Here is a 25,554-nt window from a genome sequence, read left to right on the forward strand (position 1 = left end):
ATGAAAGAAAAGAAAAAACCATCACTTGTTTTAGGTGTCCTATCTATCGTCCTTGGTTTGCTATCTCCAATCGTAGGTCTCGTTTTGGGGATCATTGGTCTAGTCTTGGCTAATTCACATCAAAAAGAATCTGAGCTTGATTACAAAACAGAACGAATTCTTAATATCGTAGGGATTGTAATTTCTGTAGTTAACTGGGTTGCAGGTCTCATCTTAATGATGCACTAATCAGGATTCTAACAAAAAAAGCTTTATCTTTAAAAGCTTTTTTGTTTTATCCAATTGATAAAGCTAATTTTTATAGTATTATTCATTTGTATGAGTTTAAGGAGTTTTTTGAAGATGAAAGAAAAGAAAAAAGCGTCACTTATTTTGGGGATCTTGTCTATCATTCTTGGTTTGCTTTCGCCAGTGGTAAGTTTGATTTTGGGTATTATTGGTCTAGTCTTAGCTAACTCACATCAAAAAGAATCTGGGCTAGACTATAAGAGGGAAAAAAATCTGTCCATCCTAGGGATTGTAATTTCTGCACTTCACTTTATTTTAGGTGTCATGGTATTTATACGCTAAAGAAGATTTTAAAAAGCTTTATTTATTTAAAGCTTTTTTTGTTTTATCCACTGTTTTCTAAGTAATTTTTAATAACCTGCAATTCTTCTTTGTTTAGAAGTCGGAAATCACCTTCTGCTAGCTCAGGGTCCAATATAAAATCTCCAAATTGAACTCGTTTGAGAGCAGTAACCTTGACTCCAACAGAAAGGAACATTTTTTTGATCTGATGAAACTTTCCTTCAGAGATGGTGATAGTGGCTTGGCTGAGACTAGGACTTGAGGATAAAATCTCAAGTTGAGCAGGTTTACAGATAGTTCCATCAAGAAAGGCAATACCATCTTTAAACTCTTGAATATGGTCGGAAGTTAGTGGCCCATTGACCTCTACTTGGTAAGTTTTATCCACATGATACTGAGGATGGAGGAGTTGAAAACCTAGAGGTCCATTATCCGTTAAGAGAAGGAGACCCGTCGTATCCCGATCCAGACGGCCGATGGCGTAGAGTTGATCAGACTGGAGATGCTGAGGAAGAAGGTCCATGACAGTTGGGAGTTTTTTATCCTTGCTTGCAGTTACGACTCCGTTTGGCTTGTGTAGCATGAGGTAGGTGTGATCATATCCTTGGATTTTTCTATCTTTGAAAATCAGCTCTTGCAACCCTGTATCAACATTCTGTGCAAGGGAACGAGCAAGGTGTCCATCTACAAAGATTTCTTTTTTCAGAAGAGCTTGTTTCATGGCTTTACGGCTGATTTTTTCCTGGGCTAATAAATTATCTAAACGCATACCAGCCTATCTTATCACAAGTCGGAATTTTTGAAAAGAAAAGAGAAGGAATGAATTTTCTTTTGAAAACATTTACACTTACTTGAATTAAGTCATTTGCTTAAAATTGTGGTATAATCGTTCAGTTAGAAAATAAATTTTTGAATATAATAGAGGAAATCATGACAAAATTAAGAGAAGATATCCGTAATATCGCGATTATCGCCCACGTCGACCACGGTAAAACTACCCTCGTTGACGAATTGTTGAAACAATCTGAAACTCTTGACGCGCGTACAGAGTTAGCTGAGCGTGCAATGGACTCAAACGATATTGAGAAAGAGCGTGGAATCACCATCCTTGCGAAAAATACAGCAGTTGCCTACAACGGAACTCGTATCAACATCATGGACACACCAGGACACGCGGACTTCGGTGGAGAAGTTGAACGTATCATGAAAATGGTTGACGGTGTTGTTTTGGTCGTAGATGCTTACGAAGGAACTATGCCACAGACTCGTTTCGTATTGAAAAAAGCCTTGGAACAAGACCTTGTGCCTATCGTTGTGGTTAACAAAATCGATAAGCCATCAGCTCGTCCAGCAGAAGTAGTAGATGAAGTCTTGGAACTTTTCATCGAGCTTGGTGCGGATGATGACCAACTTGACTTCCCAGTTGTTTATGCGTCAGCTATCAACGGAACATCTTCATTATCAGATGATCCAGCAGACCAAGAAAAAACTATGGCGCCAATCTTTGACACTATTATCGACCACATTCCAGCTCCAGTTGATAACTCAGATGAGCCCCTTCAATTCCAAGTGTCACTTTTGGACTACAACGACTTCGTAGGTCGTATCGGTATCGGACGTGTCTTCCGTGGTAGTGTAAAGGTAGGGGATCAAGTTACACTTTCTAAATTGGATGGTACAACTAAGAACTTCCGAGTTACAAAACTCTTCGGTTTCTTTGGTTTGGAACGTCGTGAAATTCAAGAAGCTAAAGCTGGTGACTTGATTGCCGTTTCAGGTATGGAAGATATCTTTGTCGGCGAAACCATCACTCCAACAGATGCAGTTGAAGCTCTTCCAGTTCTTCACATCGATGAGCCAACACTTCAAATGACCTTCTTGGTCAACAACTCACCATTTGCTGGTCGTGAAGGTAAATGGGTCACTTCTCGTAAGGTTGAAGAGCGCCTTCAAGCAGAATTGCAAACAGACGTTTCTCTTCGTGTTGAACCAACTGACTCACCAGATAAATGGACTGTATCAGGACGTGGGGAATTGCACTTGTCAATCCTTATCGAAACAATGCGTCGTGAGGGCTATGAGCTTCAAGTATCTCGTCCAGAAGTTATCGTAAAAGAAATTGATGGCGTCAAATGTGAACCATTTGAACGCGTGCAAATCGACACACCTGAAGAATACCAAGGATCCGTTATCCAAAGCCTTTCTGAACGTAAAGGTGAAATGTTGGATATGATCTCAACTGGTAATGGTCAAACTCGTTTGGTTTTCCTTGTTCCAGCGCGTGGTTTGATCGGATACTCAACTGAGTTCTTGTCAATGACTCGTGGTTACGGTATCATGAACCATACCTTCGACCAATACTTGCCATTGATTCCAGGTGAAATCGGTGGACGTCACCGTGGTGCCCTTGTCTCTATCGATACCGGTAAGGCAACAACATACTCTATCATGTCTATCGAAGAACGTGGTACTATCTTTGTCAACCCAGGTACTGAGGTTTACGAAGGAATGATCATCGGTGAAAACTCTCGTGAAAATGACTTGACTGTTAATATTACGAAAGCGAAACAAATGACTAACGTTCGTTCAGCAACTAAGGATCAAACAGCGGTTATCAAAACTCCTCGTATCTTGACCCTTGAAGAATCACTTGAGTTCTTGAACGACGATGAATACATGGAAGTAACGCCTGAATCTATTCGTTTGCGTAAACAAATCCTTAACAAGGCAGAGCGTGAGAAAGCAAACAAAAAGAAAAAATCAGCTGAATAAAAGCTAGAAAGAGCAGAAAATGGTCTATTTAATCATAGGGATTTTATTACTCTTACTCTATATATTTGCGACACCTCAAAGTATCAAGGGGACGGTTAATATTGTAATTCTTGTTTTTGGTCTCGTTTCCCTCGTGATTTTGCTCATGTTGTCCATCCTGCAAATCTTTCAGCTACCAACAGAATTCTTTATCACAGTAGCTATGCTGGTCCTTGCTTACTTTAGTTTGCGAGATATCAGTCTCATGTCGATTCGAAAAAAACACTAATCATCAATTCGAATCCTAAAATAACAAAAACTTCTATTAGCAACTAGTTGGCTGATAGAAGTTTTTTTGATTAAGATAGATTGCTTTTTTCTTCAGAATAGCGTTGATAGAAGTCAACTTTCAGTTGGATAAAGTTTTCCAATTCGCGCAGGAGTTGAAGTAATGTTGCGCGTGTTTCAAATTCTTCCCTTGTTTTAGGGAGGCTACGATTGCGAAATACCTGCAGGTAGCTTTCAATATCATTTAATAGATCGTTGGCTGGATTGGTCTGACTGAGTTGATCCGCAATTTTAGCAAATAGTTGGGCAAGGATTAGGCTTTCGCTTGCTGCTAGATTACAGGTGTTGATTTGCTGGGCCATATTGCGAAGAATGCGACTCTGTCTCTGTCTCATTTCGAAATAGTGGATATGATAGTCGGTCTGATGAAAGAGATGGTCAGAGTGATCAAGATAGACCAGTTTGAGAGCTTCTTCAAGAAGCTGATCCAGTTCATCAACGAGTTGAGCACGGTTACGGCCATCGCCCTTTCCAAGATAATATTCAAAACGTTGTAGAATGTGTTTGAGTTTTTCTTCTACCTTGAGATGATAGAGATGGATTTCTTCTTGCCGAGAAGGCATATAGAGATTGACAGCCAAGGCAAATCCTGTACCGATAAGAAATAGGAGAAGCTCGTTCACTAGCAGATCTGGTGATGTAGACTCTTGAACTAAGAGATGACTGACCAGGACACTACTCGGGGTAATGCCAATTTCCCAGCCGAATTTATAGGCAAGGGGAACATAGAGGGCCAAATAGAGACCGAAACTCCAGATATGGTAGCCAGTCAGGTGAAAGGAAAGGACACCAATGAAAAGAGCAAGAAGGGTAGAGAATAAACGATTACGAGCTAGCTTAATGGTGCTTCGACGGGTATCCGATAAGCTCAATAGGGCAATGATACCAGCGGACACTGCTGAAGATAAATCCAGAAAGTAGGCTAGAACACAGGCCAAACAGGTTGCCAGAACGAGTTTAAAAGTACGTTGGGTGATAGACATGAGACATTTCCTATAATAAATGATAGAAACCAGACAAAACAAGCCCTAAATAGGCTTGCCTTGATTATTTATTGCGAGCAGAGGAAAATTCGGCTACTGCTGTAAAGAGGACATCTGTTGAAGAGTTGAGGGCTGTTTCGCAAGAGTCTTGGATAACACCGATGACGAATCCGACACCCACAACCTGCATAGCAATATCATTAGTAATCCCAAAGAGACTGCAAGCAACCGGGATAAGTAGGAGAGAACCTCCAGCAATTCCTGAAGCACCGCAGGCAGAGATGGCTGCAACGATACTGAGTACAAAGGCTGTTGCAAAATCAACAGAGATTCCTAGAGTATTGACAGCTGCTAGGGTTAAGATGTTGATGGTAACAGCAGCTCCAGCCATATTGATGGTTGATCCCAAGGGGATTGAGACAGAATAGGTATCTGGATTAAGACCTAGATCCTCACAGAGTTTCATATTAACAGGGATATTAGCAGCGGAACTTCGGGTGAAAAAGGCTGTAACGCCACTGATACGCAAGCATTTCCACACCAAGGGATATGGATTTTTCTTGATAAAGAGAAAAGCAATCAGAGGATTGATCACTAGGGCAACGAAAACCATAGTGGCAATCAAAAGTCCGAGTAGGATTCCGTAATTTGCTAAACTAGCGATACCTTGGTCAGAGATGGTTTCAAAAACTAACCCGAGGATACCAAATGGCGCAAGGTTGATGATCCATTCGACAATTTTTGAAGTCACACTGGCCATTGTTTTGAGTAGCTCCTTGCTATTTTTGCTAGCTTCTCGCATGGCAACTCCAAAGACGATAGCCCAAGATAAAATTCCGATATAGTTAGCTTCGATGATGGCGTGGACAGGATTATCTACTATTTTTAGCAGAAGATTGCTGAGCACTTGTCCGATACCGTCTGGAGGAGTAACTTCTGTGCTAGCGCTACTCAAGACCATCTGAACAGGGAAGAGAAAACTGGACATAACCGCCACAAGAGCCGCAGCAAAAGTCCCCAGCAAATAGAGGAAAATGACTCTTTTCATATTGCTATCTTGGCCTTTTTGGTGTTGGGAAAGGGCGTTAGCGACTAAAGCAAAAACCAGGATAGGAGCGATAGCTTTTAGTTCTCCTACAAATAAATCTCCCAATAAACCAATGCCAGTTAGATTAGGAAAGAGTAGACCTAGAATTGCTCCCAAGACCATTCCGATACCGATCCGTTTGATTAGATTTGTTTTGTTCCAAGCACGAATAATTCTTTTCATAGAGGTCTCCTTTTTTGTGTATTGTTTATGATTATAGTATAAATATGCTTGAAAAGCAAGTGAGTTATAAGTTTTGTTGGAATAAATGAATATTTATGAAAAGGATGGCTGGGAAGGATTTATGGTATAATGGATAGAAAAGGAGTTTTATATGCAAGAATTTTTTCAACGTTATTTGGATAAATTAGATCTAACAACTGTATTAGAAAATCTCTTGACCAAGGTGATTTCTCTTCTACTTCTTATCCTTCTATTTTATATAGCTAAAAAGTTCCTCCATGTTGCTGTAGGAAAGATTGTTAAACCTTCACTTAAGTTTTCAAATCGAGATGCAGGTAGACAAAAGACTATTTCTCGTTTGCTTGAAAATATTTTCAACTACACGCTTTATTTCTTCTTGATTTACTGTATCTTGTCTATTTTAGGGTTGCCTGTTTCTAGCTTGATTGCAGGTGCGGGGATTGCTGGGGTGGCTATCGGTATGGGGGCACAAGGTTTTCTATCAGACGTCATCAATGGCTTCTTTATTCTCTTTGAACGCCAGTTGGATGTAGGAGATGAAGTTGTTTTGACCAATGGGCCTATTACTGTATCAGGAAAAGTGGTTAGTGTCGGAATTCGAACAACTCAACTGAGAAGTGATGACCAAGCCCTTCACTTTGTTCCTAACCGTAATATTACTGTGGTTAGCAATTTTTCAAGAAAAGACGAGGACTGAAATTTTACCTGATTTATGGTACAATAGAAAGAGTTTGGTAAAGGAGAAACGATGTTTTTAGATAAGCAGTTAGGGAATGGTTGCACCTGGATTAATCTAGATGTGGAAATCATCAAAAATCTTGAAGATTTATCTGAAATCTATGGATTGGATAAAGAAACCATCGAGTATGCGCTGGATAGAAACGAACGAGCCCACATGGATTATAACCGTGAAAACGGGACAGTGACCTTTATCTACAACGTTCTTGACTTAGAAAGGGACAAGGAATACTATGAAGCTATTCCTATGACCTTTATCGTGGAAAAGCAACGAATGATTACCATCAGCAATCATAAGAACGCTTATGTCATTGATCAGATGCTAGGCTATCTTGAAAATCATGAAATCATTTCAATCTACAAGTTTCTATTTGCCGGTTTAGAGCTTATCAGCAATGCTTATTATCCTGTCATTGAACAGATGGATAAAAGTAAGGATGAAATCAGTGCCTTGTTGCGTCAAACAACCACTAAAAAAAATCTCTTTGCCCTCTCTGACTTGGAAACTGGTATGGTTTACTTGACAGCTGCGGCTAAACAAAATCGCCTCCTCTTGGAGCATATCCAGGGACATGCGCTTTATCGGAACTTTAACGAAGTGGAAAGAGAGCAGTTTGATGATGCTATGATTGAAGCACATCAGTTAGTGTCCATGACAGATTTGATTTCCCAGGTTTTACAACAACTCTCAGGATCTTACAATAATATCCTAAACAACAATCTGAATGATAATTTGACAACCTTGACCATTATCTCAGTTTTGCTAGCCATTCTTGCAGTCATTACAGGATTTTTCGGAATGAATGTCCCTCTGCCATTTACAGAAGAGCCTAATGCCTGGATATATATTTTGATTGCTAGTTTAATTTTATGGGCAATCTTGGCTCAGTATCTAAAGAAAATTGCTAGAAACTAAAAAATAGAAAGAAAAGGAGCCAGAATGGCGATTGAAAATTACATGCCAGATTTTGCTGTGGAAGCAGTTTATGATCTGACAGTTCAAAGCTTGCAAAAACAGGGAATCAAAGCTGTTTTGGTGGATTTGGACAATACCCTGATTGCTTGGAATAATCCAGATGGAACAGTAGAGATGAAGCAATGGTTGCATGATCTGCGCGATGCTGGGATACGTATCATTGTGGTATCTAACAATACTCCCAAACGTGTCAAACGAGCAGTTGAAAAATTTGACATTGACTATATTTACTGGGCACTGAAGCCCTTTACTTTAGGAATTAACCGTGCCATGAAACATTTCCACTATGAAAAAGACCAAGTGGTCATGGTAGGCGACCAGCTGATGACGGATATTCGAGCAGCCCATCGAGCAGGTATTCGTTCGATTTTGGTTAAACCCTTGGTCCAGCACGACTCTATTAAGACTCAGATTAACCGAGCGCGTGAGCGTTGTGTGATGAGAAAAATCGCTGAAAAGTACGGACCAATTACATATAAAAAAGGAATCTAATTATGGAAGAAATTCTCTGTATTGGTTGCGGAGCAACCATTCAGACGGAAGATAAGATTGGTTTAGGTTTTACACCTCAGTCAGCACTTGAAAAAGGTTTGGAAACTGGAGAAGTTTATTGCCAGCGTTGTTTCCGTCTTCGTCACTACAATGAAATCACTGATGTTCAGTTGACAGATGATGATTTCCTCAAACTCTTGCACGAGGTTGGAGATAGCGATGCCTTGGTGGTCAATGTGATTGATATCTTTGATTTCAATGGCTCTGTTATCCCAGGATTGCCACGCTTTGTGTCAGGTAATGATGTGCTCTTGGTTGGAAATAAAAAAGACATCCTTCCTAAGTCTGTTAAGCCTGGTAAAATTAGCCAATGGCTCATGGAACGTGCCCATGAGGAGGGTCTTCGTCCAGTCGATGTCGTCCTAACTTCTGCACAAAATAAGCATGCCATTAAGGAAGTCATTGACAAGATCGAGCACTACCGTAAGGGACGTGATGTTTACGTAGTTGGTGTGACCAACGTTGGGAAATCAACTCTTATCAATGCTATTATCCAGGAAATTACGGGTGACCAGAACGTCATCACAACTTCACGCTTCCCAGGGACAACTCTAGATAAGATTGAAATTCCGCTCGATGATGGTTCTTATATCTACGATACGCCTGGAATTATCCATCGTCACCAGATGGCTCACTACTTGACGGCCAAAAATCTCAAGTATATCAGCCCTAAAAAGGAAATCAAGCCAAAAACCTATCAGCTAAACCCTGAACAAACCCTATTTTTAGGTGGCTTGGGACGCTTTGATTTCATTGCAGGAGAAAAGCAAGGATTTACAGCTTTCTTTGACAATGAACTCAAACTTCACCGTACCAAGCTTGAAGGAGCGAGTGACTTTTACGATAAGCACCTTGGAACTCTCCTCACGCCACCAAATACCAAGGAAAAAGAAGACTTTCCAAAACTAGTCCAACATGTATTTACCATCAAGGATAAGACAGACCTAGTCATCTCAGGATTAGGCTGGATTCGTGTAACAGGCACCGCCAAAGTCGCTGTCTGGGCCCCAGAAGGCGTCGCAGTCGTCACACGAAAAGCCATTATTTAAAACAAAATCACTGAGCGAACAAAGTGAGCTCATAAAAAGATAGTTATTGTTGTGGTGTGCTTGCCAATCCATAGATTGGCAAGGGGCACAATTGAGATCCAGGTTCAATTGTGAGGTCAGGAAATCCATTTTTCAAAGATGAAATCATTGAAAAATTAGTTCCGACCGCCCCCCACCACCTAAAATAACTATCAAAAAAGGAAGAAAGAATATGTCATTAACATCGAAACAACGTGCCTTCCTCAACAGCCAGGCACACACCCTCAAACCTATCATCCAAATCGGGAAAAATGGACTCAACGACCAAATCAAAACCAGCGTTCGTCAGGCACTTGATGCCCGTGAATTGATCAAGGTTACTCTCTTGCAAAACACAGACGAAAATATCCACGAAGTAGCTGAAATCTTGGAAGAAGAAATCGGTGTGGATACAGTCCAAAAAATCGGCCGCATCTTGATTTTGTATAAACAATCAAGCAAGAAAGAAAATCGCAAGATTTCTAAAAAAGTTAAAGAAATCTAAGAACGATACTCCAAAAAACTGTTTTTACAGAAGAGTAAAGGAGATTAACCTATGGCAATCGAATTATTAACTCCCTTTACGAAAGTGGAGTTAGAGCCAGAAATCAAAGATAAAAAACGCAAACAAGTCGGTATTTTGGGTGGAAATTTTAACCCCGTTCATAATGCCCACCTTATCGTCGCAGACCAAGTGCGCCAACAGTTGGGATTGGATCAGGTTCTGCTCATGCCTGAATATCAACCACCTCACGTAGACAAAAAGGAAACCATTTCTGAACACCACCGCCTCAAGATGCTTGAATTGGCTATCGATGGAATCGAAGGTTTAGCTATTGAGACCATCGAGCTGGAGCGCAAGGGTATTTCCTACACCTACGACACCATGAAGATTTTGACAGAGAAGAATCCAGATACAGATTATTATTTCATTATCGGAGCCGATATGGTGGACTATCTGCCTAAGTGGTATCGAATTGATGAGCTGGTCGACCTTGTTCAGTTTGTAGGAGTTCAGCGTCCACGCTACAAGGCTGGGACTTCTTATCCAGTCATCTGGGTGGATGTGCCTCTCATGGATATTTCATCCAGTATGGTACGTGATTTCATCGCCCAAGGTCGCACACCTAACTTTCTCTTGCCAAAATCAGTGCTAGACTATATTGAGAAAGAAGGGCTTTACTGATGACATACCAAGACTATATCAACTGTTCGCGTGAAGAATTGTTGGAAAAAATGGCAGAGCTCCTACCTGAGAAACGTTTGACCCATTGTTTGGGTGTAGAGCGCGCAGCTATTGAATTAGCTCAACGTTTCGGTGTGGATGTTGAAAAAGCAGGTCTAGCAGGGCTACTTCATGATTATGCTAAAAAGCTATCAGATCAAGAGTTTCTAGACTTGATTGATCGATATCAACTTGACTCTGACCTTAAAAACTGGGGTAATAATGTCTGGCATGGGATGGTCGGCATTTACAAGATTCAGGAAGATTTGAACTTGCAAGATCCTGAAATTTTACGGGCTATCGAAATTCATACAGTCGGAGCAAGTCAGATGACAGACCTTGATAAGGTTATCTACGTCGCAGACTATATCGAGCACAATCGTGCCTTTCCAGGTGTGGACCAGGCACGTGAGATTGCTGAGCAATCGCTCAATAAGGTTGTGGCCTACGAAACAGCTCGTACTGTGGAGCATTTAGCTCACCAGGGATTTCCCATCTATCCCCAAACCCTTGAAACCTATAACGCCTATGTGCACTATTTGAAAGAGGATTAAATGAAGACGGCTTTTATCATTATTGATGTACAAAATATTTTAGTGGAAACGGGGTTTCAGACAAAAGGTCTATTGGAAAAAATTTCTTATTTACAAAACCAAGCTAGAAGTAAGAATATCGAAATTATCTATGTTCAACATATTGAGAACCCTGAAGCCCAAACATCAGAAGATTGGCAGTTATCTGCGCTTTTAAATCGAAAACCTGATGAAAAGGTCTTTCAGAAGAAGTATAATAGTATTTTCAAAGAAACTGGTTTAAAAGAATACTTGGATAAACAGGGGATTAAAAAATTAGTTTTATGTGGTATGCAGACAGAATATTGTGTGGATACCTCTGTCAAGGTTGCTTTTGAATATGGCTATAAGCTTATTATTCCAGAAGGAACTTGCACAACGTTTGATGGGGATGACATTCCAGCTGAAACGATAAATGAATTTTATGAGGACATTTGGGAGGAGCGCTTTGCAGATGTCCTAGATTACAAACATATTTTCTAGAAAGAGGATTAAATGAACGAAAAAGAATTACTAGAACTAGTCGTGAAAGCGGCTGATGAGAAACGTGCAGAGGATATCCTCGCACTTGATGTACAAGATTTGACTAGTGTGACTGACTATTTTGTCATCACTAGTTCTATGAATAGTCGTCAGTTGGATGCTATCGCTGATAATATCCGTGAAAAAGTAGCTGAAGCTGGCTTTAAAGGTAGCCATGTTGAAGGCGATGCAGCTGGAGGCTGGGTCCTATTAGACCTCGGTGGTGTCGTAGTACATATCTTCTCAGAAGAAATGCGTGCCCACTATAACCTCGAAAAACTATGGCATGAGGCAAATTCTGTAGACATTTCAGAAGCCTTAGCATAGAAGATGAACTCAGTTGTAATCAACTGGGTTTTATTTGCTTATGTTAGAAGAAAATTGTTAGAAAGGTAAGGGCTAGTGGTGTTTACCATGGGGCTCTTGGTATCATGATTATGGCAACTTATGAAACTTTTGCGGCGGTCTATGATGCGGTTATGGATGATAGTTTATACGACAAATGGACGGACTTTTCTCTGCGTCATTTACCTAAAACCAAGGACAGAAAGAAACTATTGGAGCTTGCTTGTGGAACAGGAATTCAATCAGTGCGCTTCTCTCAGGCTGGTTTTGATGTGACTGGACTTGATTTGAGTGCGGATATGTTGAAGATTGCCGAAAAGAGAGCGGCTTCAGCCAAGCAAAAGATTGATTTCATTGAAGGCAATATGCTGGATTTATCCAAGGCTGGTCAATACGACTTTGTCACGTGTTACTCGGACTCAATCTGTTACATGCAGGATGAAGTGGAAGTTGGGGACGTTTTTAAAGAAGTCTATAATGCCCTCAATGAAGATGGTGTTTTTATCTTTGATGTGCATTCGACTTACCAGACAGATGAGGTCTTCCCAGGTTATTCCTACCATGAAAACGCCGAAGACTTTGCCATGCTCTGGGATACCTATGAAGATGAAGCCCCTCACTCCATCGTGCATGAACTGACCTTCTTTGTCAAGGAGGCAGATGGTTCCTTTAGCCGTCATGATGAGGTACATGAGGAGCGAACCTACGAAGTCTTGACCTATGATATTTTGTTAGAACAAGCTGGTTTTAAGTCCTTCAAACTCTTTGCGGACTTTGAAGGCAAGGAACCAACAGAAACCAGTACCCGTTGGTTTTTCGTCGCTCAGAAGTAGGAGATTTCCATGACCATTACAGGTATCATCGCGGAGTTCAATCCCTTTCATAATGGCCACAAATACCTACTGGAACAGGCAGAGGGACTGAAAATCGTTGCCATGTCTGGGAATTTCATGCAGCGTGGGGAGCCTGCTATCGTGGATAAGTGGACACGGGCTCAGATGGCGCTGGAAAATGGGGCGGACTTAGTGGTAGAATTGCCCTTTTTAGTCAGTGTCCAAGCAGCGGACTTCTTTGGACAAGGAGCAGTAGATATTTTGGCACGGTTGGGGATTGATAGCCTAGCTTTTGGGACAGAGGAAGTTCTGGATTACCAGAAAATTGCTGACTTATACACAGAGAAAGGTGCTGAGATGGAGAAATTTGTGGATAACTTATCTGATTCTCTTTCTTACCCTCAGAAAACGCAAGCTATGTGGAAGGAATTTGCAGGTCTTGATTTTTCAGGCAATACGCCTAATCATGTCCTTGCTCTCGCTTATGCCAAGGCGGTTGCAGGACGAAACATCAGACTTCATCCGATTCAGCGTCAAGGAGCCGGCTATCATTCTGTGAACAAGGATGTAGACTTTGCCTCGGCCACAGCTCTCCGTCAGCACCAAAGTGATAAAGATTTCTTAGAACGCTTTATGCCTTCTGTTTCCCTTTTTGAAAATGCTAGTAAGGTAAATTGGGAAGATTATTTTCCTTTGCTTCGCTATCAAATCTTGTCCAATCTAGACCTGACCATCATTTATCAGCTCAATCAGGAAATGGCAGTGCGTATTAAGGAAGCCATCAAAATAGCAAAATCTATTGAGGAATTGGTTGAGTTAGTGGCTACCAAACGCTACACCAAGGCGCGTGTGCGACGCCTCTTGACCTATATCTTGGTACAAGCCAGAGAAAGTGACCTTCCAGAAGGTATTCATGTCCTTGGTTTTACCGAAAAAGGTAGACAACACCTTAAAACTCTTAAGGAGCAGGTTAATCTAGTTAGCCGAATCGGCAAAGATCCCTGGGATGCTATGACTCAAAAGGCAGACCAAATTTATCAACTGGGACACCCAAGTATCGCAGAACAAAATTTTGGTCGAGTACCAATCAGAATCGAAACAAACTAAGTCTACTTTGAGGTAGGCTTTTTAACTTATTTTTTTGTAAAAAAATCTTTAAAAATTTACTTAGGGAGAATAGCCTGTTTTATTAGGGAAAATAAGGATTTTAATCGCCGAAATAAGCAAAACAACTTCAAATTAAGGTTTGTTAAAAATCAATTTTTATGGTAAAATGTATAAGAATGTAATTCATTCGGATAAACAAATAAATTGAGGTAAAAACATGGAAATTATGGCGATTGTTATCGTTGTTTTTGCCGTCATCATTGGTTTAGTCATTGGATATGTCAGCATCTCAGTCAAGATGAAATCATCACAAGAGGCTGCGGAGTTGATGCTTTTAAATGCTGAACAAGAAGCAACTAATTTACGAGGACAAGCTGAGCGCGAAGCGGATTTATTACTCAATGAAGCTAAGAGCGAAAGCAAGTCTCTTAAAAAAGAAGCACTATTGGAGGCCAAAGAAGAAGCCAGAAAATACCGTGAAGAAGTGGACGCTGAATTTAAGTCAGAACGTCAAGAACTCAAGCAAATCGAAAGTCGTTTGACCGAACGTGCTAGCAGTCTTGATCGTAAAGATGACAATTTGACGAACAAAGAAAAAACACTTGAACAAAAAGAACAAAGTATTTCTGATAGAGCAAAAAACCTTGATGTACGTGAAGAGCAACTAGAAGAAATTGAGAAACAAAAGCAAGCTGAACTAGAGCGTATTGGAACTCTGACTCAGTCGGAAGCAAAAGACATTATCTTGGCCCAGACAGAGGAAAACTTGACTAAGGAAATTGCTAGCCGTATTCGTGAGGCTGAGCAAGAAGTCAAGGAACGTTCAGACAAATTGGCTAAGGATATCTTGTCTCAAGCCATGCAGAGAATTGCTGGTGAGTATGTAGCTGAATCTACCAACTCAACCGTTCATCTGCCTGATGATACCATGAAAGGTCGTATCATTGGTCGTGAAGGACGTAATATCCGTACCTTTGAAAGTTTGACAGGGGTTGATGTTATCATTGACGACACTCCAGAAGTGGTAACCTTGTCAGGTTTTGATCCTATCCGTCGCGAGATTGCCCATATGACGATGGAAACCTTGCTTAAGGATGGACGTATCCACCCAGCTCGTATCGAAGAGTTGGTTGAGAAAAATCGTCAAGAGATTGATAACAAGATTCGTGAATATGGTGAAGCCGCAGCCTATGAAATTGGTGCACCGAACCTTCACCCAGACTTGATGAAGATCATGGGTCGCTTGCAGTTCCGTACTTCATACGGACAAAATGTCTTGCGTCATTCGATTGAAGTTGCTAAGTTGGCTGGTATCATGGCCAGCGAACTTGGTGAAAATGCTACCCTTGCTCGTCGTGCGGGATTCCTCCACGATATTGGTAAAGCCATTGACCGTGAAGTAGAAGGTAGCCACGTTGAGATTGGTACCGAGTTAGCTCGCAAGTACAAGGAACACCCAGTTGTGGTGAATACTATTGCTAGTCACCACGGAGATGTAGAACCTGAAAGTGTGATCGCAGTCATCGTTGCTGCGGCGGATGCATTGAGTGCTGCCCGTCCAGGAGCTCGTAGTGAGTCACTCGAAAGCTACATCAAACGTCTCCATGATCTTGAAGAAATTGCTAATAGCTTTGAAGGTGTTCAAAATAGCTTTGCCCTTCAAGCTGGTCGCGAAATCCGCATTATGGTAAATCCAGGTCAAATCAAAGATGACAAGGTCACAATCTTGGCTCATAAAGTTCGTGAGAAAATCGAAAACAATCTCGATTACCCAGGAAATATCAAGGTAACCGTGATTCGTGAACTTCGTGCAGTTGATTATGCAAAATAAATAAGAAAGAGCAGTTGAAAAATTACTGCTTTTTTGTTACACTAGATAGAAAGATTGTAGCGAGCAGAAATGGCTTTAGATATATAATCTTACAGAAATTTTCAAGTCATTTCACAAACTATCCAAAGGAGATATAATGGCAGACCGAGGCTTACTAATCGTTTTTTCAGGTCCTTCAGGAGTTGGAAAAGGAACGGTTAGACGAGAAATTTTTGAGAGTTCTGAAAATCAATTTCAATATTCTGTATCTATGACAACGCGGGCGCAACGTCCAGGTGAAGTAGACGGAGTTGACTATTTCTTCCGTACGCGTGAAGAATTCGAAGAATTGATCCGTCAAGGACAGATGTTAGAGTATGCAGAGTATGTCGGTAACTACTACGGTACTCCTCTGACTTATGTTAATGAAACACTTGATAAGGGAATCGATGTCTTTCTTGAAATTGAAGTGCAGGGAGCTCTTCAGGTCAAGAAAAAAGTTCCAGATGCTGTCTTTATCTTTTTGACACCACCAGATTTGGAAGAATTGCAAGACCGTCTCGTAGGCCGAGGTACAGATAGCGCAGAAGTAATTGCTCAGCGTATCGAAAAAGCCAAGGAAGAAATTGCTTTGATGCGTGAGTATGACTACGCTATTGTCAATGACCATGTTTCTCTTGCCGCAGAACGTGTCAAACGTGTGATTGAAGCAGAACATTTCCGTGTAGACCGCGTGATTGGTCACTATCAGGATATGCTACCAAAGTCTCCGACTATTCGATAAACTATAGAAAACAGGTACAAACAAATGATGCTTAAACCCTCTATTGATACCTTACTTGACAAGGTACCATCAAAATATTCACTCGTAATCTTGGAAGCAAAACGTGCTCACGAATTGGAAGCTGGAGCACCTCCAACTCAAGAATTCAAATCTGTAAAATCTACGCTTCGTGCCTTGGAAGAAATTGAATCAGGGAATGTAACCATTCATCCAGATCCAGAAGGAAAACGCGAAGCTGTTCGCCGTCGTATCGAAGAAGAAAGACGATTGAAAGAAGAAGAAGAAAAGAAAATCAAAGAGCAAATCGCGAAAGAAAAAGAAGAAGGTGAAAAAATTTAAGGTTGGGGGGACTCAATCTTATTTTTTCTATTGCAAGAATACTCAATCAATTAAAAGGATTTAAGAAGAGAAGGAGGTGAGGATATGGCCATTGCAAAAATCATTGTGGATGTTCCCTTGATGCAGACAGACCAGCCCTATAGCTACAAAATTCCTGAGGAATTTGAGGGGATGCTGGAAGTCGGCATGCGAGTTCATGTACCTTTTGGAAAGGCCAATCGCTTGATTCAGGGAATTGTTCTTGGAATGGAGTCTCAATCTGATGCAGATGTGGCAGACGAAGATTTGAAAGAGATTGCAGAGGTACTTGACTTTTCTCCAGTTCTAACAGAGGAACAACTCTGGCTAGCAGAGGAGTTACGTAAATCAGTCTTCTCCTACAAAATTTCCATTCTAAAAGCTATGCTCCCTGGATTTTTGAATTCTAGCTATGATAAAATCCTCTATCCTCTGAAAGGCTTAAGTCAAGAAGATAGAGACCGTTTGTTTGGTTCGCAGGAGTCTCTAGCATTTTCATCTCTAGACATAGAAAAGCAGGCTGAGATGATGCGATTGACTCGAAAAGGTCTCTTGAGGCTAGAGTATCAGGCTGTAGACCAGAAGAAGGTCAAAACGCAGTCTTGGGTTGAAGTGAATCTTGATAAATTAGAAAAGCTAGAAATCTCAAACCGTGCCAAGAAGAAATTGGAACTGCGAGATTATTTATTAGCTCATCCTGAAACAGTTCCTTTGGCTACTTTGTTAGAACATTACTCACGGGAACAAGTCAATTTCTTTGTGGAACAGGGTGCTTTGACGATTTTTCAAAAGGAAGTTCAACGCTCAGCTGCTTATTTTGAAGGAATCGAGTCGAATCAAGCCTTAGAGTTAAATCAAGAGCAAAAAGTAGCCTGTGAGGCAGTTGTTGGAGCGATTGGGAAGCAATATCCTCCCTTTCTGCTTCAAGGAATTACAGGAAGTGGTAAAACCGAGGTTTACCTGCAGATTATCCAAGGTGCCCTGGATATGGGAAAAACAGCGATTGTTCTAGTTCCGGAAATCTCTCTGACACCTCAAATGACCGAGCGATTTATTGCTCGTTTTGGTGAGCAAGTTGCCATCCTCCACTCAGGCTTGTCCAATGGTGAAAAGTATGATGAGTGGCGCAAGGTGGAGCGTGGAGATGCTCAGGTAGTTGTTGGGGCCAGGTCTGCTATTTTTGCCCCTTTGAAAAATCTAGGTGTTATCATTATCGATGAAGAGCATGAGGCTAGTTATAAGCAAGACAGCAATCCTCGTTATCATGCTAGAGATGTGGCTCTTTTACGAGCTCAGTACAATCAAGTTGCCCTAGTCCTTGGTTCTGCAACACCGAGTCTAGAGAGTCGTGCGCGTGCTGGCAAGGGTGTCTATCAGCATCTACGCCTGACTAAACGTGCCAATCCTTTAGCAAGTATTCCTGAAGTTCAACTGATTGACTTCCGTGACTATATCGGGCAGAATGAAACATCAAACTTTACACCACCACTGATTGAGGCCATTCAAGATCGACTGGATAAAAAAGAGCAAGTGGTTCTCATGCTCAACCGCCGTGGCTATTCTAGTTTTGTTATGTGTCGGGAATGTGGGACTGTTGATACCTGTCCAAACTGTGATATTTCCTTGACGCTACACATGGATACTAAAACCATGAACTGCCATTATTGTGGATTTTCTAAGGAAATTCCTCATGTTTGTCCAAACTGTCAGAGTCGTAGTATTCGTTACTATGGAACAGGGACCCAGAAGGCCTACGATGAGCTGGCTGAACTCTTTCCAGAGGCACGTATTCTGCGCATGGATGTGGATACAACTCGCAAAAAAGGTTGTCACCAAGCACTTCTTGAGCAGTTTGGCAAGGGTGAAGCGGATATTCTTCTGGGAACCCAGATGATTGCCAAGGGCTTGGACTTTCCAAATGTGACCTTGGTTGGTGTTCTCAATGCGGATACAGCCTTGAACCTGCCTGATTTCCGTTCTTCTGAGAGAACCTTTCAACTCTTGACCCAGGTGGCAGGTCGTGCAGGACGGGCTGAAAAAGCAGGTCAGGTCTTGATTCAGTCTTATAATCCTCAGCATTATGCCATTCGATTCGCAAAGGATCAGGATTACGAAGGTTTCTATGTCTATGAAATGGGCATCAGACGTCAGTTGGGTTATCCACCTTATTATTTCACTATTGGAATCACCTTATCTCATAAAAAAGAAGAAGAGGTTCTTAGACGTGCTTATGAAGTCATGGAGATTTTGCGGTCAGGTTTATCGGATGCTAGTGTAATTCTAGGTCCGACGCCAAAACCTATCGCTCGTACTCATAACCTCTATCATTATCAGATTTTAATTAAATATCGTTTAGAAGATGAGCTGGGTCCAACCCTTAACCAGGTCTTGGCCTTGACACAAGAACGGGAAAATAGCGAACTTCGTCTCAGTATTGACCACGAACCGCAACAATTTTTATAAGAAGGAGAAGATATGACAAAACTAATATTTATGGGAACGCCTGAATTTTCAGCGACTGTTTTAAAGGGACTTTTGACAGATGACCGCTACGAGATTGTTGCAGTTGTAACTCAGCCAGACCGTGCGGTTGGACGTAAAAAAGTCATCCAAGAAACCCCAGTGAAACAAGCAGCCAAAGAGGCAGGACTTCCTATTTACCAACCTGAAAAATTATCGGGTAGTCCAGAGATGGAAGCTATCATGAATTTGGGAGCTGACGGGATTGTGACTGCAGCTTTTGGACAATTTCTCCCAAGTAAACTCCTTGATAGCATGGATTTTGCAGTCAACGTTCATGCTTCGCTTCTTCCAAAGCACCGTGGTGGAGCTCCTATCCATTATGCCTTGATTCAGGGTGATGAGGAGGCAGGAGTAACCATTATGGAAATGGTCAAGGAAATGGATGCCGGAGATATGATTTCTCGTCGTAGTATTCCAATTACAGATGAGGACAATGTAGGAACCTTGTTTGAGAAATTGGCAATTATTGGTCGTGATCTGCTTTTGGATACTTTGCCTGCATACATTGCTGGCGAGATTCAGCCTCAACCACAGGACCCAAGCCAGATTACATTTTCGCCTAATATCAAACCTGAAGAAGAAAAGTTGGACTGGAACAAGACCAATCGTCAACTCTTTAACCAAATTCGTGGGATGAATCCTTGGCCAGTTGCTCATACTTTTCTAAAGGGCGAACGCTTCAAAATCTATGAAGCTCTGCCTGTAGAAGGCGAGGGGAATCCAGGTGAGATTATCTCTATCGGTAAGAAAGAATTGATTGTCGCAACAGCAGAAGGAGCCCTGTCTTTCAAACAGGTTCAACCAGCAGGAAAACCTAAAATGGACATTGCTTCCTTCCTCAACGGTGTGGGACGAACTTTGGCAGTAGGAGAACGATTTGGTGACTAAAGTAGAAACGGCTAGAAGTTTAGCCCTAGAGGTATTGGAGGATGTCTTTATCCAACAAGCTTACTCCAATATCGCTTTAAACAAACATCTTAAGGGAAGTCAACTGTCAGCGGCAGATAAAGGCTTGGTGACCGAACTGGTCTATGGAACGGTAGCCCGTAAACTAACTTTAGAATGGTATTTATCTCATTTTATCCCAGACAGAGAGAAGCTAGATAGTTGGCTCTATGTTCTTCTTCTCATGAGTACTTACCAACTCCAATATCTAGATAAGGTTCCAGATCATGCAGTGGTCAATGAAGCGGTGGAACTGGCTAAACTTCGCAAAAAAGGTAGCGAAAAACTGATCAATGCAGTCCTTCGCCGTATCCTGCGAGAAGGTTTGCCAGATATTTCCAGTATCAAACGTAAAAATAAGCGTGATTCTATCGCCTACTCTTTGCCAGTGTGGTTGGTTTCTAAGCTCAAGGAAGAGTATGGAGAAGAGCGAGCGCAAGCGATTTTTGAGAGTCTTTTGCAACGCAATAAAGCCAGTATCCGTGTGACAGATTTGAGCCGAAAAGAGGAAATTAAAGCTTTGCTTGGTGCAAGTGATTCTCATTTATCTCCTGCTGGTCTGGTCAAGGAGCAGGGGCATTTTGCTGGTCATGACTTGTTTGCTGAAGGGGCTATTACTATCCAGGATGAGTCTAGTCAACTGGTTGCACCGACACTAGAGCTACAAGGCGACGAGCAGGTTTTAGATGCTTGTGCAGCTCCTGGTGGAAAGACCGCCCATATGGCATCCTATTTGACGACAGGTCAGGTAACGGCTCTAGATCTCTACGACCATAAACTCACTTTGATTCAAGAGAATGCAAAGCGACTAGGTGTAGCGGACCGTGTCCAAACGCAAAAACTGGATGCTCGAAAAGTGCATGAATTTTTTGGTAAGGATCAATTTGATAAGATTCTTGTTGATGCTCCTTGTTCAGGGATTGGTCTATTGCGTCGAAAACCAGATATCAAATATAATAAAGAGACAGCAGATTTCGCGTCATTACAGGAAATTCAGTTGGAAATATTAGGTAGTGTTTGTCAAACGCTACGTAAAGGTGGTATAATAACTTATAGTACCTGCACTATTGTCTCTGAAGAGAACTTTCAAGTGGTTCAAGCATTTTTAGAAAGTCATCCAGAGTTCGAGCAGGTTAAACTAGAACACGAATGTAAGGATATCGTGAAAAATGGTTGTATCCTCATTACTCCGGAATTATACGGTAGTGATGGATTCTTTATCAGCCAATTTCGCAAGATATCCGATTAGGAAGGAACTGACACAATGGAGATTTCATTATTAACAGATGTGGGTCAGAAACGTACAAATAATCAAGACTATGTTAATCTTTTTGTCAACCGTGCCGGTCGTACAATGATCATCTTGGCTGACGGGATGGGAGGACACCGTGCAGGTAATATTGCCAGCGAGATGGCAGTTACGGATTTAGGTGTTGCCTGGGTTGATACGCAGATTGACACCGTTAATGAAGTTCGCGAATGGTTTGCCCACCATCTAGAAGTTGAAAATCAAAAGATTTATCAAATGGGGCGTGATGAAGCCTACAAGGGAATGGGGACAACTCTAGAAGCCCTTGCAATTATTGATCATCAAGCTATTTATGCTCATATTGGAGATTCTCGTATCGGTCTGATTCGTGGTGAAGAATACCGTCAACTGACCAGTGATCATTCTTTGGTCAATGAATTGCTCAAGGCAGGTCAATTGACACCTGAAGAAGCTGAAGCACATCCACAAAAGAATATCATCACCCAATCTATCGGACAAAAAGACGAAATTCAACCTGATTTTGGAATTGTCAGCTTGGAACCAGGTGACTATCTGGTCATGAATAGCGACGGTCTAACCAATATGATCTCAGGCAGTGAGATCTATGATATTGTGACAAGCGATATTTCGCTTGATGATAAGGCAGCCACTTTGGTACGCTTTGCCAACAATGCCGGAGGGCTTGATAATATTACAGTTGCCCTTGTTTCGATTAAGGAGGAGGCGGCAGAATGATCCAAATCGGCAAGATTTTTGCCGGGCGGTATCGGATTATCAAACAAATTGGCCGTGGAGGTATGGCAGATGTCTACCTGGCCAAGGATTTGATTTTAGATGGGGAAGAGGTAGCTGTTAAGGTCTTGAGGACTAACTACCAGACTGACCCGATTGCTGTTGCTCGTTTTCAGCGTGAAGCGCGTGCAATGGCTGACTTAGATCATCCCCATATCGTTCGGATAACAGATATCGGCGAAGAGGACGGTCAACAGTACCTAGCTATGGAATATGTAGCTGGTCTTGATCTCAAGCGCTATATCAAAGAACACTATCCCCTCTCAAATGAAGAAGCTGTCCGTATCATGGGTCAGATTCTCTTAGCGATGCGCTTGGCGCACACTAAAGGTATTGTCCATCGTGACTTAAAGCCTCAAAATATTCTTTTAACTCCTGATGGAACGGCTAAGGTGACGGACTTTGGGATTGCCGTAGCCTTTGCAGAGACCAGTCTGACTCAGACCAACTCTATGTTGGGTTCTGTTCACTACTTGTCACCTGAGCAGGCTCGTGGCTCTAAGGCAACTGTCCAGAGTGACATCTATGCCATGGGGATTATTTTCTACGAGATGCTGACAGGGCATATCCCTTATGATGGCGATAGTGCAGTAACTATAGCCCTCCAGCATTTCCAAAAACCTCTTCCTTCGGTCATAGCTGAAAACCCATCTGTTCCCCAAGCTTTGGAGAATGTGGTCATCAAAGCAACTGCTAAAAAGCTTACAGATCGATACCAGTCGGTTTCAGAGATGTATGTTGATTTATCGAGCAGTCTATCTTATAATCGCAGAAATGAACCTAAACTTGTTTTTGATGATGCAACTAAGGCAGACACAAAGACATTGCCAAAGGTTTCTCAGACAACCTTGACCTCTATTCCTAAGGTTCAACCACAGACAGATAGCCATCAGGCAACTAAAGCTAGCCCAGAAGCAAGTGCTAAAAAATCTGTGGGAAAACCGGTGAAAAAACGTCGTTTTAAAGCACGTTATCTAGTTCTACTAGCAAGTTTCGTACTGGTTGCTGCTTCTTTGGTGTGGATTTTGTCTAGAACACCAGCTACTGTTGAGATTCCAAAAGTTGCAGGTCAAACTGTCGCTGAGGCAAAAGAAAATCTGAAAAAAGCGAATTTTGAGATTGGTGAGGAGAAGACCGAAGCGAGTGATACCGTAGAGGAAGGTCGGGTTATCCGAACAGATCCAGATGCTGGCTCAGCTCGCAAGGAAGGGTCTAAAGTTAATCTAATCATATCTTCAGGTCAACAATCCTTCAAGCTTGGAAATTATGTTGGTCGTAAATCTACAGATGTCATTGCTGAGCTGAAAGGGAAAAAAGTTCCTGAAAATCTGATTAAGATTGAAGAAGAAGAGTCCAGTGAATCAGAACCAGGTGTAATTTTAAAACAGAGCCTAGCAGAAGGTACAACCTATGATCTTAGCAAGGCAACTTCTATCGTTTTGACTGTTGCTAAAAAGGTGACAACCGTGACCATGCCAAGTTATATTGGCTCAAGTCTTGAATTTGCAAAGAATAACTTAATTCAAATTGTTGGTGTCAAGGAAGCTAATATCGAAGTAGTAGAGGTTTCGACAGCACCTGAGGGCACTGCTGAAGGAACTGTTGTCGATCAAAGTCCAAAACTAGGTGAGAAAGTTGATCTAGCTACGACACGTATAAAGATCTCTATTTATAAACCAAAAACTCCACCACCACCTTCTTCTTCTTCTTCTTCTTTTTCTTCGGTTCCGTCTTCGAGCCAGCGTAACACTAACAGAGTAGATAATACAGTGCCATCACAAAGTCAATCGACTCCATCTTCGTCAACACATAATCAAACAGACGAACATAACACAGATAATTAATCAATCTTTGTCACAGTTTTTGTGGCAAAGATTTTTTTTCCTCCGAAATTATGATAAAATAAAATGGAGTTTGAAAAAGGAGGGAAACATGGAAGAATCAAAAAAACTGAATGCAGTTATTGATGTCATCATGCTAGCAGGTACGATTCTGCTTCGCAATGGTTCTGAGATTTATCGTGTTGAAGATACCATGATTCGGATTGCTCATTCACAGGGTATTATGGATTGTAATGTTTTAGCCATGCCTGCAGCCATTTTTTTCTCCATTGAAAATACAAATATCTCTCGCATGAAGCGAGTGACCTCCTCTGCTTATAATATTGAGAAGGTGTGTGATGTCAACCAGATTTCACGGCAGCTTGTAGCGGGACAGCTTGATTTGGAAACGGCTTTTATGCAACTAAAGGAATTAAATGCTAAGGCCTCACCCTACACTAATGTTCAGCTAACGGCTGCAGCGACCCTCAGTGCTCCTTTCTTTTCAATTATGTTTGGTGGGAATGTCTACGATGCAATAGGAGCAGGAGTGGCGACCTTGTTTGCTTTTACTTTCTCTCTCTATGTAGAGAAGTTTATTCGTATTCCTTTTATGACAGCTTTTGCAGGTGCTCTTGTCTTCGGTTTGATTGCACAATTTTGGGCGCGCTATTCTGGTTTGCCGTCGACAGCTGATCTGGTGATTGCGGGTGCGGTCATGCCCTTTGTACCTGGAATTGCCCTGACCAATGCTGTTCGAGATATTATGACCAATCACATTAACTCTGGTATGAGCAAGATGTTTGAATCTTTGCTGATTACCCTTGCCTTAGGGGCAGGCACCTCTGTCGCCCTCGTACTCATGAACTAATATGACACTAACAACATTTTTATTGCAAGCTCTGGCAAGTTTGCTTGCCATTATTACCTTTTTAATCGTTTTAAATGTCCAGCGTTCCATGCTGATACCTGGTGGAGTTTTGGGAATGTCTATCTGGCTACTCTATCTGATACTCAAGGAGCCGACTAATGTCATTTTGGCAACCTTTATTGCTGCGGTGATTGGTTCTTGTGTCAGCCAGATTATGAGTATTCTCTACAAAACGCCAGCAGTAGTTTTTGCCCTAGCCATTCTGGCACCACTAGTACCAGGTTATCTGTCCTATCGAACGACTTCCTTCTTCGTTACAGGTGACTACGGCCATGCCATTTCTAGTGCCATGCTAGTTATGATGTTGGCCCTTGTTATCTCCATTGGAATGGCCAGTGGGACAGTTTTGTTGAAATTGTATCATTATCTCAAAAAGAATCGAGCTAGTTAAGACTCGATTTTTTTGTGCTAATCAGTTTATGGTAGGACCTTGTTTGATTAA

Annotated in this window: 28 protein-coding genes; 25 read left to right on the forward strand and 3 right to left on the reverse strand. The window is 41.6% G+C overall.

Going from position 1 to position 25,554, the window contains the following annotated elements; genetic code table 11:
• Both QM911_RS02970 and QM911_RS02975 read left to right on the forward strand, forming a co-directional pair.
• Positions 1-228 carry a hypothetical protein gene (locus tag QM911_RS02970; RefSeq protein ID WP_000660082.1) on the forward strand — a complete coding sequence of 76 codons (228 nt, stop codon included), beginning with the start codon at positions 1-3 and terminating at the stop codon, positions 226-228.
• A gap of 114 nt (positions 229-342) precedes the next feature.
• Entirely contained in the window at positions 343-570 is a 228-nt protein-coding gene (locus QM911_RS02975) for a DUF4190 domain-containing protein (RefSeq protein ID WP_414313073.1), read from the forward strand.
• 43 nt (positions 571-613) lie between these two features.
• On the opposite strand, the gene QM911_RS02980 is transcribed toward QM911_RS02975, so the two are convergent.
• Entirely contained in the window at positions 614-1,339 is a 726-nt protein-coding gene (locus QM911_RS02980) for a 16S rRNA pseudouridine(516) synthase (protein ID WP_414313074.1), read from the reverse strand.
• A gap of 161 nt (positions 1,340-1,500) precedes the next feature.
• Between QM911_RS02980 and typA the strand changes: the two genes are divergently transcribed.
• Together typA and QM911_RS02990 are read left to right on the forward strand one after the other, a co-directional pair.
• The gene (gene typA / locus QM911_RS02985; RefSeq protein ID WP_049503436.1) at positions 1,501-3,342 is read left to right on the forward strand and encodes a translational GTPase TypA; all 1,842 of its coding nucleotides are present in this window, start codon (positions 1,501-1,503) and stop codon (positions 3,340-3,342) included.
• A gap of 19 nt (positions 3,343-3,361) precedes the next feature.
• Positions 3,362-3,610 (forward strand): DUF3165 family protein, encoded by a 249-nt coding sequence (locus tag QM911_RS02990; protein ID WP_000262655.1) that lies wholly within the window; start codon positions 3,362-3,364, stop codon positions 3,608-3,610.
• A gap of 70 nt (positions 3,611-3,680) precedes the next feature.
• Here the strand turns inward: QM911_RS02990 and QM911_RS02995 are convergent, their stop codons facing one another.
• A complete protein-coding gene (locus tag QM911_RS02995) occupies positions 3,681-4,652 on the reverse strand; it encodes an aromatic acid exporter family protein (RefSeq protein ID WP_414313075.1) in 972 nt (323 codons plus the stop codon).
• 64 nt (positions 4,653-4,716) lie between these two features.
• On the reverse strand, positions 4,717-5,922 hold the full coding sequence (sstT, locus tag QM911_RS03000) for a serine/threonine transporter SstT (RefSeq protein WP_414313076.1): 1,206 nt from the start codon (positions 5,920-5,922) through the stop codon (positions 4,717-4,719).
• Positions 5,923-6,073: 151 nt separating this feature from the next.
• Here sstT and QM911_RS03005 point away from each other — a divergent pair, with 151 nt between their 5' ends.
• From QM911_RS03005 to QM911_RS03105, 21 genes are all read left to right on the forward strand, one after another.
• On the forward strand, positions 6,074-6,640 hold the full coding sequence (locus tag QM911_RS03005) for a mechanosensitive ion channel family protein (RefSeq protein ID WP_414313077.1): 567 nt from the start codon (positions 6,074-6,076) through the stop codon (positions 6,638-6,640).
• Between the two features lie 51 nt (positions 6,641-6,691).
• Positions 6,692-7,597 carry a magnesium transporter CorA family protein gene (locus tag QM911_RS03010; protein ID WP_049508908.1) on the forward strand — a complete coding sequence of 302 codons (906 nt, stop codon included), beginning with the start codon at positions 6,692-6,694 and terminating at the stop codon, positions 7,595-7,597.
• A 24-nt stretch (positions 7,598-7,621) separates the two neighbouring features.
• Complete coding sequence (locus QM911_RS03015) at positions 7,622-8,149, forward strand: YqeG family HAD IIIA-type phosphatase (RefSeq protein ID WP_414313078.1); 528 nt, start codon at positions 7,622-7,624, stop codon at positions 8,147-8,149.
• A gap of 2 nt (positions 8,150-8,151) precedes the next feature.
• The gene (gene yqeH, locus QM911_RS03020; protein ID WP_414313079.1) at positions 8,152-9,258 is read left to right on the forward strand and encodes a ribosome biogenesis GTPase YqeH; all 1,107 of its coding nucleotides are present in this window, start codon (positions 8,152-8,154) and stop codon (positions 9,256-9,258) included.
• Between the two features lie 211 nt (positions 9,259-9,469).
• Positions 9,470-9,781 carry a ribosome assembly RNA-binding protein YhbY gene (yhbY, locus tag QM911_RS03025; RefSeq protein ID WP_000060171.1) on the forward strand — a complete coding sequence of 104 codons (312 nt, stop codon included), beginning with the start codon at positions 9,470-9,472 and terminating at the stop codon, positions 9,779-9,781.
• A gap of 51 nt (positions 9,782-9,832) precedes the next feature.
• The gene (locus QM911_RS03030; protein WP_075227798.1) at positions 9,833-10,462 is read left to right on the forward strand and encodes a nicotinate-nucleotide adenylyltransferase; all 630 of its coding nucleotides are present in this window, start codon (positions 9,833-9,835) and stop codon (positions 10,460-10,462) included.
• On the forward strand, positions 10,462-11,055 hold the full coding sequence (yqeK, locus tag QM911_RS03035; protein ID WP_414267103.1) for a bis(5'-nucleosyl)-tetraphosphatase (symmetrical) YqeK: 594 nt from the start codon (positions 10,462-10,464) through the stop codon (positions 11,053-11,055). The genes QM911_RS03030 and yqeK overlap by 1 nt, the downstream gene beginning before the upstream one ends.
• Positions 11,056-11,556, forward strand: coding sequence for a cysteine hydrolase family protein (locus tag QM911_RS03040; RefSeq protein WP_414267104.1), 501 nt, complete (start codon positions 11,056-11,058; stop codon positions 11,554-11,556).
• Positions 11,557-11,568: 12 nt separating this feature from the next.
• On the forward strand, positions 11,569-11,922 hold the full coding sequence (gene rsfS / locus QM911_RS03045; protein WP_049503418.1) for a ribosome silencing factor: 354 nt from the start codon (positions 11,569-11,571) through the stop codon (positions 11,920-11,922).
• A gap of 110 nt (positions 11,923-12,032) precedes the next feature.
• On the forward strand, positions 12,033-12,773 hold the full coding sequence (locus QM911_RS03050; protein ID WP_414313080.1) for a class I SAM-dependent DNA methyltransferase: 741 nt from the start codon (positions 12,033-12,035) through the stop codon (positions 12,771-12,773).
• 9 nt (positions 12,774-12,782) lie between these two features.
• Positions 12,783-13,880, forward strand: coding sequence for a nucleotidyltransferase (locus QM911_RS03055; RefSeq protein ID WP_414313081.1), 1,098 nt, complete (start codon positions 12,783-12,785; stop codon positions 13,878-13,880).
• A gap of 217 nt (positions 13,881-14,097) precedes the next feature.
• Positions 14,098-15,711 carry a ribonuclease Y gene (locus tag QM911_RS03060; protein ID WP_414313082.1) on the forward strand — a complete coding sequence of 538 codons (1,614 nt, stop codon included), beginning with the start codon at positions 14,098-14,100 and terminating at the stop codon, positions 15,709-15,711.
• Between the two features lie 136 nt (positions 15,712-15,847).
• On the forward strand, positions 15,848-16,474 hold the full coding sequence (gene gmk, locus QM911_RS03065) for a guanylate kinase (protein ID WP_060956086.1): 627 nt from the start codon (positions 15,848-15,850) through the stop codon (positions 16,472-16,474).
• Between the two features lie 24 nt (positions 16,475-16,498).
• Positions 16,499-16,813 carry a DNA-directed RNA polymerase subunit omega gene (rpoZ, locus tag QM911_RS03070; RefSeq protein WP_007554975.1) on the forward strand — a complete coding sequence of 105 codons (315 nt, stop codon included), beginning with the start codon at positions 16,499-16,501 and terminating at the stop codon, positions 16,811-16,813.
• 84 nt (positions 16,814-16,897) lie between these two features.
• The gene (locus tag QM911_RS03075) at positions 16,898-19,294 is read left to right on the forward strand and encodes a primosomal protein N' (protein ID WP_414313083.1); all 2,397 of its coding nucleotides are present in this window, start codon (positions 16,898-16,900) and stop codon (positions 19,292-19,294) included.
• 12 nt (positions 19,295-19,306) lie between these two features.
• The gene (gene fmt / locus QM911_RS03080) at positions 19,307-20,242 is read left to right on the forward strand and encodes a methionyl-tRNA formyltransferase (protein WP_414313084.1); all 936 of its coding nucleotides are present in this window, start codon (positions 19,307-19,309) and stop codon (positions 20,240-20,242) included.
• The gene (rsmB, locus tag QM911_RS03085; RefSeq protein ID WP_414313085.1) at positions 20,235-21,548 is read left to right on the forward strand and encodes a 16S rRNA (cytosine(967)-C(5))-methyltransferase RsmB; all 1,314 of its coding nucleotides are present in this window, start codon (positions 20,235-20,237) and stop codon (positions 21,546-21,548) included. The genes fmt and rsmB overlap by 8 nt, the downstream gene beginning before the upstream one ends.
• A 15-nt stretch (positions 21,549-21,563) precedes the next feature.
• Positions 21,564-22,304, forward strand: coding sequence for a Stp1/IreP family PP2C-type Ser/Thr phosphatase (locus tag QM911_RS03090; protein WP_414313086.1), 741 nt, complete (start codon positions 21,564-21,566; stop codon positions 22,302-22,304).
• Positions 22,301-24,205, forward strand: coding sequence for a Stk1 family PASTA domain-containing Ser/Thr kinase (gene pknB / locus QM911_RS03095; RefSeq protein ID WP_414313087.1), 1,905 nt, complete (start codon positions 22,301-22,303; stop codon positions 24,203-24,205). Before QM911_RS03090 ends, pknB begins: the two co-directional genes overlap by 4 nt.
• A gap of 88 nt (positions 24,206-24,293) precedes the next feature.
• Positions 24,294-25,052 (forward strand): threonine/serine exporter family protein, encoded by a 759-nt coding sequence (locus QM911_RS03100; RefSeq protein WP_414313088.1) that lies wholly within the window; start codon positions 24,294-24,296, stop codon positions 25,050-25,052.
• Between the two features lies 1 nt (position 25,053).
• Complete coding sequence (locus tag QM911_RS03105) at positions 25,054-25,503, forward strand: threonine/serine exporter family protein (RefSeq protein WP_049503410.1); 450 nt, start codon at positions 25,054-25,056, stop codon at positions 25,501-25,503.
• The last annotated feature ends 51 nt before the right edge of the window (positions 25,504-25,554 follow it).

Origin of the sequence: Streptococcus infantis, from assembly GCF_047460825.1 — a bacterium.
GTDB lineage: Bacteria > Bacillota > Bacilli > Lactobacillales > Streptococcaceae > Streptococcus > Streptococcus infantis_V.